The organism is Hymenobacter daecheongensis DSM 21074, from assembly GCF_900141805.1.
Taxonomy (GTDB): Bacteria; Bacteroidota; Bacteroidia; order Cytophagales; family Hymenobacteraceae; genus Hymenobacter; species Hymenobacter daecheongensis.
This window is the reverse complement of sequence record NZ_FQYN01000010.1, coordinates 136,393-157,346: the sequence shown is the minus strand read 5'-3', so window position 1 is coordinate 157,346 and position 20,954 is coordinate 136,393. Positions and strand designations below refer to the sequence as shown.

General features: G+C 60.8%; 16 protein-coding genes. 11 read left to right on the top strand and 5 right to left on the bottom strand.

Annotation, left to right across the window (positions count from 1 at the left end; all coding sequences use genetic code 11):
* Positions 1-307 precede the first annotated feature (307 nt).
* From BUB62_RS17460 to BUB62_RS17445, 4 genes are all read left to right on the top strand, one after another.
* The gene (locus BUB62_RS17460; RefSeq protein WP_143164258.1) at positions 308-757 is read left to right on the top strand and encodes a hypothetical protein; all 450 of its coding nucleotides are present in this window, start codon (positions 308-310) and stop codon (positions 755-757) included.
* A 177-nt stretch (positions 758-934) separates the two neighbouring features.
* A complete protein-coding gene (trxA, locus tag BUB62_RS17455) occupies positions 935-1,243 on the top strand; it encodes a thioredoxin (RefSeq protein ID WP_073112361.1) in 309 nt (102 codons plus the stop codon).
* Positions 1,244-1,441: 198 nt separating this feature from the next.
* Positions 1,442-3,784 (top strand): TonB-dependent receptor, encoded by a 2,343-nt coding sequence (locus BUB62_RS17450; RefSeq protein WP_073112359.1) that lies wholly within the window; start codon positions 1,442-1,444, stop codon positions 3,782-3,784.
* A gap of 26 nt (positions 3,785-3,810) precedes the next feature.
* Positions 3,811-4,650 (top strand): DUF4249 domain-containing protein, encoded by an 840-nt coding sequence (locus tag BUB62_RS17445; RefSeq protein ID WP_159437487.1) that lies wholly within the window; start codon positions 3,811-3,813, stop codon positions 4,648-4,650.
* Between the two features lie 13 nt (positions 4,651-4,663).
* On the opposite strand, the gene BUB62_RS17440 is transcribed toward BUB62_RS17445, so the two are convergent.
* The 3 genes from BUB62_RS17440 to BUB62_RS17430 form a co-directional block, all read right to left on the bottom strand.
* Positions 4,664-5,482, bottom strand: a complete 819-nt coding sequence (locus BUB62_RS17440) for a purine-nucleoside phosphorylase (protein WP_073112355.1) — start codon at positions 5,480-5,482, stop codon at positions 4,664-4,666.
* 163 nt (positions 5,483-5,645) lie between these two features.
* A complete protein-coding gene (gene sppA / locus BUB62_RS17435) occupies positions 5,646-7,403 on the bottom strand; it encodes a signal peptide peptidase SppA (protein WP_073112353.1) in 1,758 nt (585 codons plus the stop codon).
* A gap of 343 nt (positions 7,404-7,746) precedes the next feature.
* Positions 7,747-9,081 (bottom strand): replication-associated recombination protein A, encoded by a 1,335-nt coding sequence (locus tag BUB62_RS17430; protein ID WP_084539170.1) that lies wholly within the window; start codon positions 9,079-9,081, stop codon positions 7,747-7,749.
* A gap of 67 nt (positions 9,082-9,148) precedes the next feature.
* Between BUB62_RS17430 and BUB62_RS17425 the strand changes: the two genes are divergently transcribed.
* Positions 9,149-10,081 (top strand): DMT family transporter, encoded by a 933-nt coding sequence (locus BUB62_RS17425; RefSeq protein WP_073112351.1) that lies wholly within the window; start codon positions 9,149-9,151, stop codon positions 10,079-10,081.
* 349 nt (positions 10,082-10,430) lie between these two features.
* On the opposite strand, the gene lpdA is transcribed toward BUB62_RS17425, so the two are convergent.
* Entirely contained in the window at positions 10,431-11,825 is a 1,395-nt protein-coding gene (lpdA, locus tag BUB62_RS17415) for a dihydrolipoyl dehydrogenase (RefSeq protein ID WP_073112347.1), read from the bottom strand.
* A 241-nt stretch (positions 11,826-12,066) separates the two neighbouring features.
* On the opposite strand from lpdA, the gene BUB62_RS17410 reads away from it, so the two are divergent.
* On the top strand, positions 12,067-12,723 hold the full coding sequence (locus BUB62_RS17410; RefSeq protein ID WP_073112345.1) for a tetratricopeptide repeat protein: 657 nt from the start codon (positions 12,067-12,069) through the stop codon (positions 12,721-12,723).
* Between the two features lie 170 nt (positions 12,724-12,893).
* Positions 12,894-13,679, top strand: a complete 786-nt coding sequence (locus tag BUB62_RS17405) for a tetratricopeptide repeat protein (RefSeq protein WP_073112344.1) — start codon at positions 12,894-12,896, stop codon at positions 13,677-13,679.
* A gap of 215 nt (positions 13,680-13,894) precedes the next feature.
* Here BUB62_RS17405 and BUB62_RS17400 read toward each other — a convergent pair whose 3' ends face one another.
* Entirely contained in the window at positions 13,895-15,136 is a 1,242-nt protein-coding gene (locus BUB62_RS17400; RefSeq protein WP_073112342.1) for an NAD(P)/FAD-dependent oxidoreductase, read from the bottom strand.
* A gap of 186 nt (positions 15,137-15,322) precedes the next feature.
* Here BUB62_RS17400 and fabG point away from each other — a divergent pair, with 186 nt between their 5' ends.
* From fabG to BUB62_RS17380, 4 genes are all read left to right on the top strand, one after another.
* Positions 15,323-16,072: a 3-oxoacyl-[acyl-carrier-protein] reductase gene (gene fabG, locus BUB62_RS17395; RefSeq protein WP_073112341.1), complete on the top strand. Its 750-nt coding sequence runs from the start codon at positions 15,323-15,325 to the stop codon at positions 16,070-16,072.
* A 179-nt stretch (positions 16,073-16,251) separates the two neighbouring features.
* A complete protein-coding gene (gene pta, locus BUB62_RS17390) occupies positions 16,252-18,342 on the top strand; it encodes a phosphate acetyltransferase (RefSeq protein ID WP_073112339.1) in 2,091 nt (696 codons plus the stop codon).
* A gap of 187 nt (positions 18,343-18,529) precedes the next feature.
* Entirely contained in the window at positions 18,530-19,462 is a 933-nt protein-coding gene (locus tag BUB62_RS17385) for a DUF808 domain-containing protein (RefSeq protein WP_073112337.1), read from the top strand.
* Positions 19,463-19,641: 179 nt separating this feature from the next.
* The gene (locus BUB62_RS17380) at positions 19,642-20,841 is read left to right on the top strand and encodes an acetate/propionate family kinase (RefSeq protein ID WP_073112336.1); all 1,200 of its coding nucleotides are present in this window, start codon (positions 19,642-19,644) and stop codon (positions 20,839-20,841) included.
* Positions 20,842-20,954 lie beyond the last annotated feature (113 nt).

The window sequence follows — 20,954 nt, the reverse complement described above, 5'->3', positions numbered from 1 at the left end:
GGAGCGCGCCGAGCCGCGGGCCTGGGCTACGGCGCGGCCTTAAACGGACCGGGCGGCCGGCGCGGCTGAAAAAAGCCTTCTTTTTTTCGCTGTCAGCCACCGACAAAAAAATAATCATCTAGTTGCAGCAGCAGTCAAATTAATTCTATATTTGATTGGGTAATGAGGCAACCAGCTCTCTTTAAGACCTTTCTCATTCTTTACTGCCTTCTTTCCTGCCATTGTATTCAATCGTTCCTGCTTTTATTCAACCTTACCTCCCACGCTGCCCTTCCCCTTCCTTCTTCAACTTCTTACCTCCCATACCATGCGCGTTGCTACTCCTACCTTTTTCCTTCGTTCGATGCAGCTGATGCGGGCTGCCGGCCTGGCCCTGGGCCTGCTGCTGCTGACCTCCACTGCCTCTCACGCCCAAACGTGGCTGGTATCGACTGATGCCTACATTCGCCTCGGGGTGATGGACAAATTCGGCCAGCTTGGCACGTATACCGCCCGCTTCGTGGTCACGAACCAGAACACGAGCAAAGAATACATTCTGGTAAAAGAAATCGAGAAAGGCCAGAACGGCGTTGATGTCATTTTCCCTTCGCCGGCCTCTGATGCTGACTACTTTAAGTCGGTGGCGGGCGAGGCGGCATCCGGCACGCCGGGCCGCTACGTGTGGGAGTGCCAGGTGGGAGGCAAGAAAGTAGTGGGTGGCCGCTTCACGTTTCCGGAGGTCGGAAATGACGTGACGGTGATTGACAAACGGAAATAATACTACCTTAACGCACCTTTTCACCACTTTTTACGAAAAAGCCCAGCGTTGCAGCGCCGGGCTTTTTTGCGTTTGGAGGTTTTGGGACCGTCTCTTTTTTAGGCGGGCCGCCGTATACCAACCCTGGGGCCCGCCGGCCGGCGGCCTGCCTGAAACTTCTGCTTTTGCTGCCTTATCATGCCTAAAAAGTCATTCTCCGAGCTTATCAGCAGCCCCGGAATGCCGGTGCTGGTCGATTTTTACGCCGACTGGTGCGGCCCGTGCAAAACGATGGCCCCCATTCTGGAGCAGGTGGCGGCCCAGCACCAGGGCAAGCTCAAAGTCATTAAAGTAGATGTGGACCGCAACCAGGCAGCGGCCCAGCAGTTTCGGGTGCAGAGCATTCCTACGCTCATTCTCTTTCACAAAGGCCAGCCCGTGTGGCGGCAGGCGGGCGTGGTGCCGGCGGCGCAGCTGACGCAGGCGCTGCAGTCGTTCGTGGGCTAGCCGGCGGCGACAATAGACGGGGCTGTTTTGGGCGGCCACGCAACCCGAGCGGCGGTTTGGGTATCTGTGGGGCAAGGCGTAGCTGAGAGGCGCGGGCCGGCTTTTTTAGGCGGCACCGGCTAAACTATCCGCGCGGGCCGGGCGTTAGGCCATCGCGGCAGCTTACCTTTGCGGCTATTCGGATCCTGTACCCTGCCAATGCGTTTTCTATTTTTCTTCGTTCGTTACACGCTGTTTTTCTGCTTCATACTGCTGCCCGGCCTGGTTTCGGCGCAGGCCCGCTATACGTTGAGCGGCTTCATCCGGTCGGGGGCCGACAGGGGCGTGCTGCCGGGCGCCTCACTGGCGGTGCCGGCGCTGGGCACCGGCGTCACGGCCGACTCGACGGGGCAATATTCGCTGTCGTTGCCGGCGGGGCGCTACCAGCTGGTTGTCTCCTTCATTGGCTACCAGACCCAGACGCGGGAGCTGAACCTGAACCGCAATCAGCGCCTTTCCTTCAGCCTGCCCGAATCGAACAACGAGCTGGGCGAGGTGACGGTGGTGGGCACCGGCACGCTGGAACAGAAGCTGCAGACCCCGCAGATGAGCGTGGAGCGCCTCACGACCAAGGAGGCTAAGCTGCTGCCGGCCCTGTTCGGCGAAGTTGATCTGCTCAAAACGCTGCAGCTGAAGCCCGGCGTGCAGAACGGCGGCGAGGGCACCAGCGGCCTGTTCGTGCGCGGCGGCTCGGCCGATCAGAACCTGTTTCTGCTGGATGAGGCGGTAGTATATAATCCGTCGCACTTGTTTGGGCTGTTTTCGGTGTTCAACCCCGATGCCGTGCAGAGCGTGGATCTGTACAAGGGCGGCTTTCCGGCCCAGTTTGGTGGCCGGCTGTCGTCAGTGGTGGATGTGAAGCTGCGCGAGGGCGACCCGCAGAAGTACACAGTGAGCGGCGGGCTGGGTTTGATTTCGTCGCGGCTGACGCTGGAAGGGCCCATTGTGAAGGAAAAGGGCTCCTTTATCATCTCGGGCCGGCGCACGTACTTCGACGTTTTCACCCGCCAGATCAACAAGCTCAACAAGGATGCGGAGGACTACAACCCGATTCCGGACTATTATTTCTACGATTTCAACGCCAAGGCCAACTACAAGCTCGGCAGCAAAGACCAGCTGTTTCTGACCGGCTACTACGGCCGCGACATCTTCGGCTTCAACAGCACCAACGGCTTCAACTTCGACTTCACCTGGGGCAATACCGTGGGAGCGCTGCGCTGGAACCACGTTTTCTCGCCCCGGCTGTTTCTGAACACCACCGTTTCGACCACGCGCTACCAGTACGGCATCACCAACAAGCTCGACCAGTTCAGCTTCGGCCTCTCCTCCGACATCCGCGACTATGCCCTGCGCTCCGACCTGGAATATGCCCTCAACGACCGGCACACACTGAAGGCCGGTGCTACGGCCACCGCACACCGGTTTGGCGTGGGCCGCCTGCAGGCCGGCAGCGCCGACGGCACCCTGAACATCGGCTCCGACGTGACCTACCACGGCCAGGAAGCCTCCTTGTACGCCTCCGACAACTTTCGGGCCTCCGACAAGCTGCAGCTGGAGTACGGCCTGCGCCTGACGGGCTTCCGCAGCGGTTCCGACGTGTTCGGCGGCATCGAGCCCCGTGCGTCGGCCCGCTACTCGCTCACGCCGGCTACTTCGCTCAAGGCCAGCTACGCGCAGATGTACCAGTATGTACACCTAGTCACCAATTCGGGCGCTTCGCTGCCCACGGATGTGTGGTATCCGTCGCGGCAGAACGTGAAGCCGCAACGCTCGCAGCAGGTGGCCACCGGCGTGAGCTTTCTGCTGGGCGACGGCAAATACCTGCTCACCAACGAAGTGTATTATAAGTGGGCCCGCAACCAAGTTGATTTCCGGGACGGTGCGCAGCTTTTCGCTAACTCCGACCTTGATGCCGAGTTTCTGTTTGGCAAAGGCTGGGCCTACGGCGACGAAATCTACCTGGAGAAAAAGCAGGGCCGCACCACCGGCTGGGTGGGCTACACGCTGGCCTGGACGCGGCGCAACTTCCAGCCCCAGCGCGGCACGACCGGCATCAATAACGGCCGCGACTTCTTCCCCACTTACGACCGGCGCAACAACCTGACGGTGGTGGTGCTGCACCAGCTCACGCCGCGCATCAACCTGACGGGCTCGTTCGTGTACACGTCCGGAGCGCCTACTACGCTGCCCTCGGGCCGGTTCGCGTTTCAGGATCTGTTCGGTGGCGATGTGGCGGCGGTGCCCATCTACCCCGACCGCAACACCTACCGCATGGCCCCCTACCACCGCCTAGATCTGGGTTTGGTGTATAAGCTGAAGCCCCGCCGCGGCGAGTCGGACCTCACCTTCAGCGTGTACAATGCTTACAACCGGCGCAACCCGTATTTCGTGTATTTCGACCAGGTGAAGGACAAGCAAACTAACCTGGTGACCAGCTACCGGGCGCGGCAGGTGTCGCTGTTCCCGGTTATCCCGTCGGTGACGTATAACTTTAAATTCTAACCGGCTTCCGGCTCTTTCTCATGCTTTTGGTTGTCTCTTTTAAGCGTTTCATCTACCAGGCACCGTTGCTGCTGGCCGTGCTGGCCGGGGCGGCGGGCTGCAATCTGCAGAAGGACATCGACGTGGAGCTGCCGGTGGTGCCGTCGCAGCTCGTGACGGAGTGCTATCTGGTACCCGGCGAGGTGCCACGCCTCACCGTCACCGAGTCGGTGCCCTACCTCAGCTCGCCCCAGCCCTCGGTGCCCACCGACGTAACGGTGGTGCTGACTCTGCCCAACGGGCAGCAGGAACGGCTTTCCTTCAAGCCTGGTCAGGACAAAACCAACCAGAAGCTCTATACCCACATCGGCAAAACGCCGCTCGTGGCCCGGCCCGGCGACACATTCAGCCTGGATGTGCGCGACACCCAGGGCCGGCACGTAACGGCCACCGCCACCATGCCCACGCGGGTGCCCCTGGATACGGTTGAGTGGAAATTCAACGACAAAGCCGGCGAGCAGCGCAAGGCGTACCTGCTGGCCAAGTTCCAGGACCCGGCCGCCACCGCCGACTTCTACCGCTTCCAGATTCACAAAGACAGCATTTCGAAGGATTCGGACCGGGATTTCAGCCTCGACGACCGCCTCACCAACGGCCAGCTTATCACGCTGGGCACCAGCTACCGCTACTCTCCCGCCGATACACTGCTGGTCACGCTCTACCACATCGACCAGTCGTATTATCACTTCCTGGAATCGGTGCAGGATGCCCGCAATGCCAACGGCAACCCCTTCGCGCAGCCCGCCGCCATCCGTTCCACGGTGCAAGGCGGCGTGGGCGTGTTCACCATTCTGAGCGCCGACCGGCGCACGGTGATTCTGAAATAAACAGACCGTCCCGCTACACCTTGGCCAGCACTGCTTTCAGCAAGGCCGTGAGGCGGGGCTCAGCGGCGGCGGCTACGCGCAGGATGTCAGCGATGGCTACGCGCTTGATTTTGCCCGGCGAGCAGAGGTCGGTGATAACAGAAATGGCCAGCACGGGCAGGCCCAGATGCACGGCCGCAATAACCTCGGGCACGGTGCTCATGCCCACCGCATCGGCCCCGATGGTGCGCAGGTAGCGGTATTCGGCGGGCGTTTCGAGCATGGGGCCGGGCAGGCTGGCGTATACGCCGCGGCGCACTTTGTCGGCGAAGCCCAGCTCCTGAGCGGCCGCTTCGGCCAGGGCGAGCAGGGCGTGGTCGTAGGGCTCCAGCATGTCGGGAAAGCGCGGGCCCAGCGCATCGAGGTTGGGCCCCACCAGCGGATTGGTGGGCTGCAGATTGATGTGGTCGTCAATCAGCATCAGGTCGCTGTAGTCGTAGTCGGGGTTGAGGCCGCCGCTGGCGTTGCTGACGAATAGCTTTTGGATGCCCAGCAGCTTCATCACCCGCACCGGAAACACTACCTGGGGCATGGTATAGCCTTCGTAGTAGTGGAAGCGGCCCTGCATCACGAGCACCCGACGGCCGGCCAGCGTACCGGCCAGCAGGTTGCCGGAGTGGCTTTCTACCGTAGAAACCGGGAAGTGCGGAATATCGGCGTAGGGCACCGTGAATTCTACCGCAATATCCTGCACCAAAGCGCCTAAGCCGGTGCCGAGGATGATGCCGAACTCGGGCTGGAAGTCGCCGATGCGCTGGCGGATGTGCGCGGTGGCTTCGTGAAGGTCTTGCATATTTTTTAATGTGCTAATGCGGTAAGTAGAATGTGTTGATGTGCTAATGTGGAAATGTGCTGATGGTAAAATATGAAAGCGTGTAATCGAATGAACCGACATGATTACACCGCTTCACAGGCACATCAGCACATTTTCACATTAGCACATCAGCACATTCTACTTACCGAATCATCATCTCAAACGGCAGGCGGGCCTGCACGCCTTGCATGGTCGAGAGCTTCTTATACTGCTCATACACGGGGTAGAGCGGGCCCATTTCCTGCTGCACCAGGCGCAAGCGCAGCTCCTCGTTGAAGCCGCTGAACAGGTTTTCCACCATCGTTTTCTGGCGGGGCAGGCGCTGAATGCGGTAGTCGTCGGGCTCCAGGTTGGCGCGGCGGGCCGCAATGCGCATGGCGTCATCAAACGAGCCCAGCACATCGACCAGGCCGCGCTGCTTGGCCTCGGTGCCCGACCATACGCGGCCGGAAGCAAAGCGGCGCAGGCGCTCCACGGGCATGTGCCGGCCCTGAGCGGCTTTGGTAGTGAAGTCGGCGTAGATGCGGTTCACCTCGTTCTGAAACTGCTGCTTCTCGAACGCCGACAGCGGCCGGGTGATGGTGGGGAAGTCACTGAACTTGCCCGTGTTCACGCGGTCCGTTGTGATGCCGAGTTTGTCGCGCAGCAGGGGCTGAATGTTGGGAAGCACCCCAAATACGCCAATACTGCCGGTGATGGTGCTGGGCTGGGCCACAATGGTGTCGCAGGCCATGGCAATCATGTAGCCGCCCGAGGCCGCCACATCCGACATGGAGCAGATGATGGGCTTCACCTTTTTGGTGAGGGCCACTTCGCGGTAAATGATGTCCGAGGCCAAAGAGGAGCCACCGGGCGAGTTCACGCGCAGCACTACGGCCTTCACCTTGTCGTCGAGGCGGGCCTGGCGCAGGGCCTCGGCGAAGCGGGTGCTGCCGATGCTGCTGTTGCCGCCCTTACCCGTCACGATGTCGCCCTCGGCGTAGATCACGGCAATGCGGTTGCCGCTGGTGCTGCCTTCCGCGTCGTCGCTCTTTTCGTAGTCGTCGAGGTCGATGAGGCTGAGCTTCTTACTTTTATCCACGCCCAGCTTGCCCTTCATGTAGTCGAGGGCCTGATCGTAGTAGCCCAGATCCGTGACGAGGCCGAGACGCTTGGCGTCGTCGGCGTTGTGCACCAGTGTAGAGTCGTTGATGACTTTGAGACGGGCCGGGGCAATGCCGCGCGACTCGGCCACGTGGGCCAGCATGAAGTCGTTGAGCGAGTTGAGAAAGGAGCTGGTCTGCAGGCGGGCCGAATCGGACATGCTGTCGCGGAAAAACGGCTCCACGGCGCTCTTAAACGAGCCGACGCGGAAAATCTGGGGCTCGATGCCGGCCTTCTCAAACAGGCCCTTGAAGTACATCGTCTCCGAGCTGGCGCCGTTGAACTCCAGCGTGCCCTGCGGATTGAGGTAGATTTTGTTGGCCACCGACGCCAGGTAGTAGCTCCCCTCCGACTGCGCATCGGCATACGACACGATGAACTTGCCCGACTTCTTGAAGTCCAGCAGCGCGTCGCGGATTTCTTCCAGCGAGGCGCGGCCGGCCTGCACCAGCTCCACATTCAGGAAAATTCCGCGAATGTCGTCGTCGGTTTTCGCCCGCCGGATGGTGGCCCGGATCTGCTCCAGCCCAATGTTATCGGCCTGGTTGCTGAACAGCGCCCCAATGGATTCGCGGCTTTCGCGCTCCGCCACGGGCTTGTTCAGCTTGATTTCCAGCACCGAATTCTTAGCGACCACCGCCGTTTTATCGGAGCTGATGGCCACGGCCGTGATGCCCACCAGCAGCACAAAGCCCAGCACGCCGAGGAGAAAAATGCCGGTCATGGTGGCCAGCACGTACTTAAAAAATTGTCTCATGGAAAGGATAAAGAAGAATCTGAAAAGAAGCAGGGCAAATGTAGAAGGCTTTTGGCACTCTCGAATAGAAGCGGGAAAGCAGGCGAAAGTTGCCTGAGTTCCGGCAGACGTTTGAGGAACTGGAATGCTTTGCGGGAGCAGTCAATGTTCCCTGTCATCCTGAGCTTGCGAAGGACCTTCCTCGTAGTTTACCGCAAAACACCTTTCAGCGCACAAAGGCCTTTGCTCATTTTAAAAGGCTTCTTGCTTAACCGAGGAAGGTCCTTCGCTCTGCTCAGGATGACAGACGAAGCGGTAGAGATGCTTCGACTTCGCTCAGCATGACGTTCTTTTTTCACTCCACTCAATAGCCATACTTCTGGCCCCACCACTGCCGCAGCCGCTCCTGAATCTTGGCTTCCTGGGCGTTGTGGCCGGGGTGGTAGAAGCGCTGGCCGCTGAGGGCGGCGGGCATAAATTCCTGGGCAGCAAAGTTGCCGGCGTAATCGTGCGAATACTGGTATTCGTCGCCGTAGCCCAGCTCCTTCATCAGCTTGGTAGGGGCATTGCGCAGCGGAATGGGCACCGGCTGCACGCCCTGCTGGCGCACCAGGGCGCGGGCCTCGCGAATGGCTTTGTAGCTGGCGTTGCTCTTGGGCGAAGTGGCCAAATAAACGACCGCCTGCCCCAAAATAATGTCGCCCTCGGGCATCCCAATGACGGTGACGGCCTGGAAGCAGCTCTGGGCCAGGATCAGGGCGTTGGGGTTGGCCATGCCCACATCTTCGGAAGCCAGAATGAGCAGGCGGCGGGCAATAAACTTGGGGTCTTCGCCGCCTTCCAGCATCACGGCCAGGTAGTAGAGCGCCGCGTTGGGGTCGGAGCCGCGGATGCTCTTAATAAAGGCCGAAATGACATCGTAGTGCATTTCGCCGCCTTTGTCGTAGCGGGCCAGGTGCTGCTGGGCCAGCTGCTGCACCACTTCGTCGGTGATGACGATTTCGCCGGTTTTAGGGTCCGGGTGGGCCGATTCGACTACGATTTCGAGCAGGTTGAGCAGCTTGCGGGCGTCGCCGCCCGAGATGGTGAGCAGGGCATGGTAGTCCTGCATTCGCACTTTTTTCAGCTTCAGCACCTCGTCTTCGGCCAGGGCTTTATCTACGATGTCGGTCAGAATATCCTTGCTCAGCGATTCGAGCACGTACACCTGCGCCCGGCTCAGCACGGCCGGAATCACCTCAAACGACGGATTTTCGGTAGTGGCCCCAATGAGCGTGACGATACCCTGCTCCACAGCCCCAAGCAGCGCGTCCTGCTGGCTTTTGCTGAAACGGTGAATCTCATCAATAAACAGCACCGTGCCGCGCTGCCGTCGGGCTTTCTCAATCACGTCGCGCACGTCTTTCACGCCCGCATTCACGGCGCTCAGGGCCGCGAAGGGCTGTTTCAACTCGTTGGCCAGTAGGTGGGCCAGAGTGGTTTTGCCCACGCCCGGCGGCCCCCACAAGATCAAAGACGGCAGCCGGCCGGCCTTCAGGTAGCGCCGCAGCACGCCCTCGGGGCCAATCAGGTGCTGCTGCCCGGAATACTCGTCGAGCGTGCGGGGGCGGCGGCGCTCGGCCAGCGGCGCGCCGGGCCGGGCCGTGAGCAGGGCGTTGAAAGCAGGTTCGGGAGCGTCGAAAAGGGAGCCGGTAGCCATAGCAGGAAGTTGGAACAGAGTGGTAAAGGTACGCCGCTCGGCAGCCCGTACACTACCTTTGCGCCCGATGAAAAATTCCTTTAAAGTGCATGCCGCCCTGTTTCTGGTGGCGCTTATCTACGCGGCCAACTATAGCTTATCCAAGGATGTGATGCCGCGCTACATGGGCCCCTTCGGCATCGTGACGCTGCGCATCGTGGGCGCGGCGCTGTTTTTTGCCGTCGTCAGCCGGCTGGTAGTGCCTCACGACCGGCTGCTGGGCCGCGCCGACAACCTGCGGGCCATCGGCTGCGGCGTACTGGGCATCGGGCTGAACCAACTGCTGTTTTTCTCGGGGCTGAATTATACGTCGCCCATCAATGCCTCGCTGCTGCAGACCATTGCGCCCATTGTGGTGGTGCTGGCCTCGGCGGTGCTGCTGGGCGAGAAAATAACGCTGACGCGGCTGCTGGGCATCGGCGTGGGCGCGGTGGGCGCGGCTACCATCATCCTGAGCCGCGACGCGGGCAGCATCGCCTACCCCAATGCCACGCTGGGCAACATTCTGATCCTGCTCAATGCCACCGCTTTTGGTGTGTACTTGGTGCTGGTAACGCCGCTGATGCGCCGGTATCATCCATTCACGGTGCTGGCCCGCATCTTTCTGGTGGGGGCCTTCGTGGCCGTGCCCTTCGGCTGGCGCGAAACCCTGGCGACAGATTACGCCGACTTCCCCACCTACATCTGGGCCGAAATCGTGTATATGGTGGTCTGCCTCACCATTCTGGCCTACCTGCTCAACAATTGGGCGCTGAAATACGCCTCCCCCGCCCTGCTGGGCGTGTACATCTATTTGCAGCCGGTGCTGGCCGTCATCATCGCCGTAGCCCTGGGCAAAGATCATTTTACCCTGGCCCGCGCCGGCCAGGCCCTGCTGATTTTCGCGGGCGTGTGGCTGGTGAGCCGCAAGCCGAAAGATGCTCCGGCGGCTGCGGTGCCGCTGGAGGTAGTGCAGGATTAAGAGTATGCGCTATTACGCCTTACTATCCATTCGAGTAAAGAACTTCAGCAAGATCAATAAAGGACTCACGACCATCATCACAAGCCCTATTATACTCAAGACCAATACTATGCTGTCTTGAGTAACATTACCAGACGAATTTAATCCTCCCCAGAAAGTTCTTCCGAATTGTATTATAAAACCAATAACGAACACAAGAAACAGCTTAGTAAAAGATGGAATCCACTTCATGGGAAAGTATGTATGATGAGTAAATGCGATGTAAGTATACACATCTGTTATTCAAAAGCCCCAACCAATTGCATGGTTGGGGCTTTCGATTGTGAGTCAAGGTAATACTTATTGTCTTTTACAGGTGAATCACCTCGCCATATGCCGCCGCCGCGGCTTCCATCACGGCTTCCGACATCGTGGGGTGCGGGTGGACCGACTTGATGATTTCGTGGCCGGTGGTTTCGAGCTTACGGGCTACCACTACTTCGGCAATCATTTCCGTCACGTTGGCCCCGATCATGTGGGCGCCGAGCCACTCGCCGTACTTCTTGTCGAAGATGACTTTCACGAAACCGTCTTTGGCCCCGGCGGCCGAGGCTTTGCCGGAGGCTGAGAATGGGAATTTGCCCACCAGCACATCGTAGCCCTGGTTTTTGGCTTCGGCTTCGGTGAGGCCCACGCTGGCAATTTCGGGCTGGGCGTAGGTGCAGCCGGGGATGTTCTGGTAGTTCAGCGGCTCGGGGTGGTGGCCGGTAATCTGCTCCACGCAGATGATGCCCTCGGCCGAGGCCACGTGGGCCAGCGCGGGGCCGGGCACGATGTCGCCGATGGCGTAGATGCCGGGCACGTTGGTCTGGTAGAAATCATCGACCAGCACGCGGCCTTTCTCCACCTTGATGCCCAACTCTTCTAGGCCCAGGTTTTCGAGGTTGGTGCTCACGCCCACGGCGCTCAGCACCACGTCGCACTCGATTTGCTGGTCGCCTTTGGCGGTTTTCACGGTCACGGTGCAGCCGGCGCCGGCGGTATCTACCTTGGTTACCTCGGCGCTGGTGAGGATGTTGATGCCGATTTTCTTGAACGACTTCTCCATCTGCCGCGACACTTCCTCGTCCTCCACCGGCACGATGCGGGGCAGGAACTCCACGATGGTCACTTCGGTGCCCATGGTGCGGTAGAAGTAAGCAAACTCGACGCCGATAGCGCCCGAGCCCACCACCACCATGCGCTTGGGCAGCGCCTCCATGGTCATGGCCTTGCGGTAGCCGATGATTTTCTGGTCGTCAATCGGCAGGTTGGGCAGCTCGCGCGAGCGGGCCCCAGTGGCCAGAATGATGTGCTTGGCCTCCACGGTTTCCTTGGTGCCGTCGGCGCGGGTCACTTCCACTTTGCCGGGAGCCAGCAGCTTGCCGGTACCCAGCACAGGTTCGATCTTGTTCTTTTTAAATAAAAAGTTGATGCCCTTGCTCATGCCATCGGCCACACCGCGGCTGCGCTGCACCACGGCCGTGAAGTCGAAGCCGGTGTCGCCGGCTTTCAAGCCGTAGTCCTGGGCGTGCTGCAGGTATTCGTACACCTGGGCGCTTTTGAGCAGGGCTTTGGTCGGGATGCAGCCCCAGTTGAGGCAGATTCCGCCGAGCGACTCGCGCTCTACCACGCCTACTTTCAGTCCGAGTTGGGAAGCCCGGATGGCGGCTACGTAGCCGCCGGGTCCGCTGCCAATCACGACCAGGTCGAATTGCAATGCCATATTCAGTTGTGTTTTGTGTGGTTTTTTTTATCCTTTGTGAAATCAACCAGCCTATTATTTCTTGTTTAAGCCCGGATTTTGACTTCTCACTATCCGGGTATTTCGGGCATGGCGTGGTAAAGATAAGCACCGAATCCATCTTCGGGCCTCTGCAATAAAGTTGGGGCGTTTTGCCTTTTCATAGCTGGCCAGTTGCCTCTCTTTCTTTGTTTTCACACTCTCCTTTCTATATTCTTTCCTTATGAAACACCTTTCCGCTCTACTCTTTCTGGGTGCGCTCACGCTGTCGGCCGCGCAGGCTCAGCAAAACTTCGCCGCCCCCACAGCCACTACCCTGGTTTCGCCCTCTCCCGGAGGCAGCGCCACTACCGCGTCGGCTAAGAAGCTGTCGAACAGCGAGTATAAGGCCCAAATCCGGCTGGCCGAGGAAACACTCAAAACCAGCCCGCGCGATGCGCAGGCCCTGCTGAGCCGGGCCGAGGCGCATGTGGCCCTGAAAGACTACAAGGAAGCCCTGGCCGACTACGCCACACTCATCAAAATGCAGCCCGCCAACGTGGAGCTGTACTACGCCCGCGGCACCGCCCAGCTGCGCGCCGACCAGCTGGCACAGGCCATTGCCGATTTCAGCAAAGCCCTCAAGCTCGACCCCAATCACCAGGCCAGCCTGCTGTACCGGGGCGTGGCCAAAATGAAGCTCGACAACTACAAGGGAGCCATTCCTGATTTCAGCCAGCTCATTAAGCTCGACCCCAACAACGCCGAAGCCTACGAGTACCGCGGCATCTGCTACTCGCACTCGTATCAGGAGAAGCTGGCCATTCCGGATCTGGAAAAAGCGGCCGAGCTGAACCCAGAAGCTGCTAAAACTCTGAAGCGCTACCGCACGCATAAGTAATTAGCCATTATCCGGTTACTGCGCGTCTGAGCTCCTGGTTCAGACGCTTTTTTTTCGCCAAACCACAACCTCCCGGCCCGCTTCACGTCTTACACGCTGGCTGGGGCCCGCGCGCACGTGGCCGCGCCTCACCTCCCTTCTTTTCTGCCTGACAATCTGCTTCTTACGCCATGATTAACCTGTCTACCGTTCGTTTTTTTGCCGGGGCGGCGCTGGTGCTGCTCACTACGCAATGTGCCACCACCGTAGAAAAAGATAAGCCGGACTCGCGCCGGGCCGTGGCCAGTGTGCCCGCCGTAGCCACGGCCACCGCGGCCCCGGCTCCCGCTTCCACTTCCGCTCCGGCCCCGACTGCAGGAATGCCCGATGCCGCGGCCGCCGCCAGCGCCCCGGCCGCCAGCCCCGCCCCGGCGGCCCCAGCCGTGGTGGAACCCGCTGCCCGCAAAACCAACGCCGACTACAAAGCCGAAATACGGACGGCGGATGCGATGCTGAAATCGGCGCCGCGCAATGCGGATGCGCTGCTGGTGCGGGCCAAGGCCAAAAGCCACCTCAAAGACTACAAAGAGGCCATTCTGGACTACAATACGCTGCTGCGCCTAAAGCCCACCAACGCCGAGGCCTACTACAACCGCGGCCTCACGCGCCTGAAGCTGAAAGGCTATCCGGCCGCCATCAGCGACTTTTCCAAGGCCCTGAAGTACAATCCGACCGATAAAGAAGCCTTCTTCGGACGCGGCGCGGCCAAAATGCAGATGTTCAACTTCGGCAGCGCCATCCCCGATTTCACCAAAGCTATTGCCCTCGACCCCAACTATGCCGATGCCTTTGAGTACCGCGGCATCTGCTACTCTTCCATCAACAAGCCCAAAGAGGCCAAGCTGGATCTGGAAAAAGCCACCCAGCTAAACCCGGAAGCCGCCAAAAGCCTGCGCCGCTACACGGGCAACGATTAGTTTTTTTGCTTAGCATCGATAATATCTGGCCTCATGAGCCGCCTGTCATCCTGAGCTTGCGAAGGACCTTCCTCGTGGTCTACTGCAACCGTCTTTCAACGCCCAAAGCCCTTTACTGCTACAATGGTAAAGGGCTTTGCTCATTTTAACATGCTCGCAGCTTATCCGAGGAAGGTCCTTCGCAAGCTCAGGATGACAGACGAGGGCAACACAGCTTACTTGCTGCCAAACAACAGCTTCACGTAGAAACCCGGCTGGCGCAGCCGCTCGCGCATGTCCAGGTCCATGAACATGCTGGAGAGGGTTTCGGCCAGCGTGGGATTGTTGGCGGCGCGGTTGGCAATGAAGTTGAACAGCGTGGGAAAGTTGAGCAGGCGCTGCATGGCCCGGCTCAGGCGCAGCTCCTGGCCCAGGCGGCGGTACACGGCAGCATCGTACTGCTGCAAAAATTCGGGCGAGAAATTCTGGGCCCGCACGGCCTGCGCGGCCCAGTCGGCGGCGTGGCGGCCCGAAACCATGGCGTGGCTGATGCCCTCGCCGCTGAACGGATCGATGAGGGAGCCGGCATCGCCGAGCAGCAGGTAGGCCGCGCCAGAGAGGCTGCGGCGCTTCGAGCCCAGCGGCAGCCCGAAGCCGCGCACGGGACCGAGGCGAGTGGCATTAGCAAACCGCTCTTTCAGGGCCGGGTGCGTTTCGAGCATCTCGGCGAGCCGGGCCCGCAGGTTCACTTTTTTCTTCGATACGGCGCTGGTCAGCATACCCACACCCACGTTGGCCTGGCCGTTGGGCAAGGGAAACACCCAGAGGTAGCCGGGCAGGAAATCTTTGATAAAGTGCAGCTCAATGAAGTTGTCGGGGCTCAGGCCCGTTACGCCCTCGTAGTAAGCGCGCAGGCCAGCGCAGTGGTGGTCGGGCTCCAGGGCGTGGCCAGCAATCTGGCGGGCGAAGCTGGATTGGGCCCCGTTGGCGACCAGCAGCAGTTTGACAGTAGCTACTTCGGTGCCGTCGGCAGTGCGCAGGCACCAGCGACCGTCGGGCAGCCGCTCGTGCTGGGTGATGTCCACGTTTTCGCGGAAGTCGATTTCGGGGCGGCGGCGCACTTCTTCCACCAGAAAGTTGTCGAAGTCGAGGCGCTTGGCGATGTGGCCGGCGGCGGCGTGGCGGGTTTTGTCGAAATCGGGCCGGAAGGGAATGCCGAGGCGGCGGCCGTTGGGCGCGAAAAAATCGATGCCCCAGCTGGGCACCTGCATGGGCGCGGCGGTGAGGCGGGCCGGCAACTCCTCGCCGATGCGGCGCAGCTCGTTGATGACTTTGCCGCTGAGGGCATCGCCGCACACTTTGTCGCGGGGGAAAGTGGCGCGGTCGAGCAGCAGGCAGCGGTAGCCGGCATTGGCCAGGTGCAGCGCCGCCGTGGCCCCGCCCGGCCCGGCCCCCAGAATACAGATATCAGTTTCCATTTCAGCTGCAAGCTACAAGCCGCAAGCCATAAGCTGTTGTGAGCCGGTGTGCGCTACGAGCTGCAGGCAGGATAAGATGAGGCCGGCATTTGGTGGCCAGCCGGTAGCAAACAAAGCCCCTGGCTGGCTGTCGGCAGCTAAAAAAAGCTTGTAGCTTGCGGCTTAAAGCTTATAGCTCCCTAACAAATGACAAAACTGCTCGACGGAAAAGTGGCCCTGATTACGGGGGCTTCCAAAGGAATTGGCCGCGCCATTGCGGTATATTTTGCCCAATTGGGCGCGGATGTAGCTTTTACCTACCTCTCCAGCGTGGAGAAGGGCGAGGCGCTGGCCACGGAGCTGGCCGCCCACGGCACCAAAGTGAAAGGCTTCCGCTCCGATGCCTCTGACTACGCCCAGGCCGAAAAGCTGGTGGAAGACGTGGTAGCCACCTTCGGCAAGCTCGATATTCTGGTCAATAACGCCGGCATCACCCAGGATGGGCTGCTGATGCGCATGAGCGAGAACCAGTGGGACCAGGTGCTGAATGTGAACCTGAAATCGGTGTTCAACCTGACCAAAGCCGCCACCAAGCCCATGATGCGGGCCAAGGCCGGCAGCATCATTAATATGTCGTCGGTGGTGGGCGTGAAGGGCAACGCGGGGCAGAGCAACTACGCCGCCTCCAAGGCCGGCATTATCGGCTTCACCAAGTCGGTGGCGCTGGAACTGGGCTCGCGCAATATCCGCTGCAACGCCATTGCGCCTGGCTTCATCGAAACCGAAATGACCGATGCGCTGGACCCCAAGCAGGTGGACGAGTGGCGCAAAGCCATTCCGCTACGCCGCGGCGGTAGTCCTGAGGACGTGGCGAAGGCTACTGCCTTTTTGGCTTCGGATGATTCGAGCTACATCACCGGGCAGGTATTGCAGGTAGATGGCGGCATGCTGACGTAGGGCTGATTGTAGGGCATTTTCACGCAGGGTCTCGCGGTGGGTGGCGCAGAGTATCGGGGTGGTCGTTCACTGCGAGCCACTGCGCCACCCACCGCGAGACACCGCGTGAAAACTCGTTACCCGGCCACTCGCCCTGCCCTTCCTCCGTAAGCCCAGCTGAACCACTACCCAAAACCCTTATGAGCAAAGCGGTTTTCATTGCCACGGCCGAGCCCTACAGCGGCAAATCGTTGCTGACGCTGGGGCTAGTGCACCTGCTGCTGAGCCAGGCCCAGAAAGTTGGTTACTTCAAGCCCATCATCACCCCGCTCAGCCCCGGCCAACCCGACGCCCACATCGAAACCGTGCTGCAGCATTTCCAGCTGCCGCTAGCCTACCCCGATACCTACGCCACCACCGGTCAGGAAGCCCTGCACCTCACCGAAACCGGCCGCGTCGGGGAGCTGCTTGACACCATCATCCACCGCTTCAAGCAGCTCGAAGCCGCCCACGATTTCGTTGTGGTGGAAGGCACCGATTTCGTGGGCACCGGCCTGGCTTTGGAGCTGGACCTCAATTGGCAAGTGGCCCGCAACCTCAGCATTCCGGCCATCCTGCTGATTTCGGGCCTCGACAAAACCGTGGAGCAGGTCGTGAACATGGCCCTCTCCATCCGCCGCGATGCCCTCGACAGCGAGGTGCAGGTGCTGGCGCTGGTGCTCAACCGCGTGGCCCCCGAGCAGGCCGACGACGTGCGCGCCCGCCTCCGCGACCAGCTGCCGCCTGACACCCAGCTGGCCGTGATACCGGAAAACCAGGCCCTGCGCAGCCCTACTATGCAGGAAATCTACGATCAGCTGGGCGGCGAACTGCTGTTTGGGCAAGACCAGCTGGCCAACCCCGTCGACCACTTCATCAACGGCTCGATGCAGGTGCCCAACTTTCTGACGCGCCTGCAGGAAAACGTGCTCATCATCACGCCCGGCGACCGGGCCGACCTCATCCTCACGGCGTTGCAAGCCAATATGTCGGCCAACTACCCGCGGGTGGCGGGGCTGGTGCTCACGGGCGGCTACCGCCCCGAAGACTCGGTGCTGCGCCTGATTGAGGGCCTGCCCGTGGCCGTGCCGATTATGCTGGTAGAAAACGGCACGTTCCAGACCACCACGCGCATCGGCAGCATTCAGGCGCGCATTGGGCCGGGGCAGGCCAAGAAAATCCGGCTGGCCATCCAGACGTTTGAGCGCCACCTCGACACGGCGCGGCTGCTGGAGCAGCTCAGCACGTTTGCCCCGCGCGGCCTCACGCCGCACATGTTTCAATATCAACTGCTGCAGTGGGCGCGCAGCCAGCGCAAGCACATTGTGCTGCCCGAAGGCAACGACGACCGGATCCTACGCGCCGCGGCCCGCCTGCTGGAGCAGGACGTGGTGAGCCTCACCATCCTCGGCGACCCGGCCCAGATTCTGGCCGCCGCCAAGCGCCTCGGCCGCCCCTTGGACCCGCAGCGCGTGCAGCTGCTGGACCCGGCCCGCTCCGAGCTGTTTCAGGACTTCGCCGAAACGCTGTTTGAGCTGCGCAAAACCAAGGGCGTAACCCTGGAAATGGCCCGCGACCTGATGACCGACGTGTCGTATTTTGGCTCGATGCTGGTGTACAAGGGCCTGGCCGACGGCATGGTGTCGGGGGCGGTGCACACCACGCAGCACACGATTCGGCCGGCGCTGCAGTTCATCAAAACCAAGCCGGGCGTGTCGGTGGTGTCGTCGGTGTTTTTCATGTGCCTGCCCGACCGGGTGGCCGTGTTCGGCGACTGTGCCGTGAACCCCAACCCCACCGCCGCGCAGCTGGCCGAAATAGCCATTTCCTCGGCCGACAGCTCCCGGCGCTTCGGCATCGAGCCGCGGGTGGCCATGCTCTCCTACTCCTCGGGCACGTCCGGCGAGGGCGCCGACGTGGACAAGGTGCGCGAGGCTACCCAACTCGTGCGCCAGCTCCGCCCCGACCTGCTCGTGGAAGGCCCCATTCAGTACGATGCCGCCGTGGACCCCGCCGTGGGCCAGCAGAAGCTGCCCGGCTCGCCGGTAGCCGGCCAGGCCAGCGTGCTCATCTTCCCCGACCTGAACACCGGCAACAACACCTACAAAGCCGTGCAGCGCGAAACCGGCGCCCTCGCCATCGGCCCGATGCTACAGGGCCTGAACAAGCCCGTCAACGACTTGAGCCGCGGGTGTACGGTGGATGACATTTACAACACGGTGCTGTTGACGGCTATTCAGGCGCAGCAGTAAATTTTGACTGCGCGAAATCAGCCAGAACGAGGTAGAGACGCATAATTGCGTCTCGTCGTTTAACGGGCGAAACCGTGCCTGATAAACAACGACGAGACGCGAATACACGTCTCTACACTGTTTCGACAGCCTGACAGAACGACTAACATCCTCTTCCAAATCGACCTACATCACCTAAAAAACCTCTATGGCCTCCGGACTTTTTGCGTTGCTAGATGACGTTGCAGCCCTGGTAAAAGTCAGCGCCGCCAGCCTGGACGATGTGCCGGCGCAAGTGGCCAAAACCACCGGCAAGGTGTCGGGCATCGTGATAGACGATACGGCCGTGACGCCCAAATACGTGGTGGGCCTGGACCCCTCGCGGGAGCTGGCCATCATCTTCCAGATTGCCAAAAAGTCCCTCTTCAACAAGCTGCTGATTCTGACGCCGGCGGCCCTGGTGCTGGGATATTTTGCGCCCTGGGCCATCACACCGATTCTGATGCTGGGCGGGGCATATCTGTGCTTTGAAGGGTATGAAAAAGTGCATTCCCTCTTCAACAAGCACCCCGAGGTGCAGCCGGACAGTGCGCAGATGCAGACCATCACCCCGGAGGAGCTGGAGCAGGAGCGCGTGGCCGGGGCCGTACGCACTGATATTATCCTGTCGGCCGAAATCATGGCCATTGCCTACAGCCAGGTAACCGGCCAGCCAATTGTGAATCAGATTGTCGTGATGCTGGCCGTGGCAGTGTTTATCACGGTGGCCGTGTACGGCTTTGTGGGCCTGATTGTGAAGGCTGATGATGTCGGCCTGCATCTGGCGGAAGCCAACAACAGCGCCGCTACTCAGAAATTCGGTCGCGGCCTCGTGCGGTTCATGCCCCACTTCCTGAACATTCTCAGCTACGTGGGCACTGCCGCCATGCTGTGGGTCGGGGCCGAAATCATTGCCCACGGCATCCCCTTCACTGCTCATTTATTGCACGACCTGGAAGAAGCCCTGGCCTCCATGCCGGCGGTAGCCTGGCTGGCCAAGGCGCTGGCCTGCGGACTTGGCGGGCTGGTGTTGGGCTTTTTGATTGACCAAGTAGTGCGGCTGGTGAAGAAGGCAGTGCCGGGCAAGAAAACGGCTGCATAGCAGCACGCACACCCTATAATTTTGCTACTCGCATTTTGATAGAACGTCCTACTGAGCTTGCCGAAGCATCTCTACCGCTTCGTTGTGGTGGTAACTTCAACGAAGCGGTAAAGATGCTTCGGCAAGCTCAGTAGGACGTTCTTATCCTCTGCAGCTCCGATTCACCCTTGTCATCTCTCATGCACATCTTCGTCATCAACTCCGGCAGCAGCTCGCTGAAGTACCAGCTGTTTCGCTGGCCGCAGGAGCAGCCGCTGGCCCGCGGGCTGGTGGAGCGCATCGGCCTGCCCGACGGCCAGCTCACCCACACTTCTCTGCTGCCCGACGGCCAGGAGCACACCGTGCGCCGCACCCTGCCCATTCCCGACCACTGCACCGGCCTGCAGGAAGCCATGCGCCACCTCACCGACCCCGAAACCGGCGTGCTCCCCGACCCCGCCGACGTGCAGGTGGTAGGCCACCGCGCCGTGCACGGCGGCGAAGAGTTTCGGGCGCCCACGCTGGTGACTCCGGAAGTAAAGGCCCGCATCCGGGAGCTGTTTCCGCTGGCGCCGCTGCACAACCCGGCCAACCTGCTGGGCATGGAAGTGGCCGAGCAGCTGTTTCCGCAGGCCCGGCAAGTGGCCGTGTTCGACACTGCTTTTCATAGCACGCTGCCGCCCCACGCCTACCGCTTTGCCCTGCCCGAGGAGCTGTACACCAAGCACGGCCTGCGCGCCTACGGCTTCCACGGCACCAGCCACCAGTTTGTGAGCCACGAAACCCTGCGCTATTTAGGCCAGCCCGAGGCGCGCATCATCACAGTGCACTTAGGGAACGGCTGCAGCATGGCCGCCACCGTGGCCGGCCGCTCCGTGGATACCAGCATGGGCTTCGGCCCCATGAACGGCCTGGTGATGGGCACCCGCGCCGGCGACACCGACCAGGCCGTCATTTTCCACTTGGTCGAGCAACTCGGCTATTCCTTGGAAAACGTCAAAAACCTCCTGAACAAGGAAAGCGGCATGCTCGGCCTCACCGGCCACAGCGACATGCGCGACATCACGCGCGAACTGGAAGCTGGCGACCCGCGCGCCCAACTGGCCTATGACCTCTACGCCTACCGCATCAAGAAGTACCTGGGTGCCTTCCTGGCCGCTCTGAACGGCGCCGAAGCCGTAGTCTTCATGGGCGGCGTGGGCGAAAACGACGCCCTCGTGCGCCATCTGGTGTGCCGGGATATGGATTTCCTGGGCATCCAGCTCGATGAAGCGGAAAACGCCCGCCGCGCCCCTGGTATTCGTAACCTTTCGGCGGCCGGCAGCCGGGTGCGGGTGCTAGTGGTGCCTACTAATGAGGAGCTGGAAATTGCGCGGCAATGCGCGGCCCTAGTGTCATAAAGCATATGAGTAGCACGTCATTCCGAGCGCAGCCGAGGAATCTCGCGTGCTGACATGTGAGTAGTAATCCACCCTTATTACGCGAGATTCCTCGGCTGCGCTCGGAATGACGG

Coding starts and splice junctions, on each gene's coding strand:
- BUB62_RS17450 (WP_073112359.1), top strand. CDS start 1,442: ATGCGTTTTCTATTTTTCTTCGTTCGTTACACGCTGTTTTTCTGCTTC.
- fabG (WP_073112341.1), top strand. CDS start 15,323: ATGACAAAACTGCTCGACGGAAAAGTGGCCCTGATTACGGGGGCTTCC.
- BUB62_RS17400 (WP_073112342.1), bottom strand. CDS start 15,136: ATGGAAACTGATATCTGTATTCTGGGGGCCGGGCCGGGCGGGGCCACG.
- lpdA (WP_073112347.1), bottom strand. CDS start 11,825: ATGGCATTGCAATTCGACCTGGTCGTGATTGGCAGCGGACCCGGCGGC.
- trxA (WP_073112361.1), top strand. CDS start 935: ATGCCTAAAAAGTCATTCTCCGAGCTTATCAGCAGCCCCGGAATGCCG.
- pta (WP_073112339.1), top strand. CDS start 16,252: ATGAGCAAAGCGGTTTTCATTGCCACGGCCGAGCCCTACAGCGGCAAA.
- sppA (WP_073112353.1), bottom strand. CDS start 7,403: ATGAGACAATTTTTTAAGTACGTGCTGGCCACCATGACCGGCATTTTT.
- BUB62_RS17430 (WP_084539170.1), bottom strand. CDS start 9,081: ATGGCTACCGGCTCCCTTTTCGACGCTCCCGAACCTGCTTTCAACGCC.
- BUB62_RS17440 (WP_073112355.1), bottom strand. CDS start 5,482: ATGCAAGACCTTCACGAAGCCACCGCGCACATCCGCCAGCGCATCGGC.
- BUB62_RS17460 (WP_143164258.1), top strand. CDS start 308: ATGCGCGTTGCTACTCCTACCTTTTTCCTTCGTTCGATGCAGCTGATG.
- BUB62_RS17425 (WP_073112351.1), top strand. CDS start 9,149: ATGAAAAATTCCTTTAAAGTGCATGCCGCCCTGTTTCTGGTGGCGCTT.
- BUB62_RS17410 (WP_073112345.1), top strand. CDS start 12,067: ATGAAACACCTTTCCGCTCTACTCTTTCTGGGTGCGCTCACGCTGTCG.
- BUB62_RS17405 (WP_073112344.1), top strand. CDS start 12,894: ATGATTAACCTGTCTACCGTTCGTTTTTTTGCCGGGGCGGCGCTGGTG.
- BUB62_RS17380 (WP_073112336.1), top strand. CDS start 19,642: ATGCACATCTTCGTCATCAACTCCGGCAGCAGCTCGCTGAAGTACCAG.
- BUB62_RS17385 (WP_073112337.1), top strand. CDS start 18,530: ATGGCCTCCGGACTTTTTGCGTTGCTAGATGACGTTGCAGCCCTGGTA.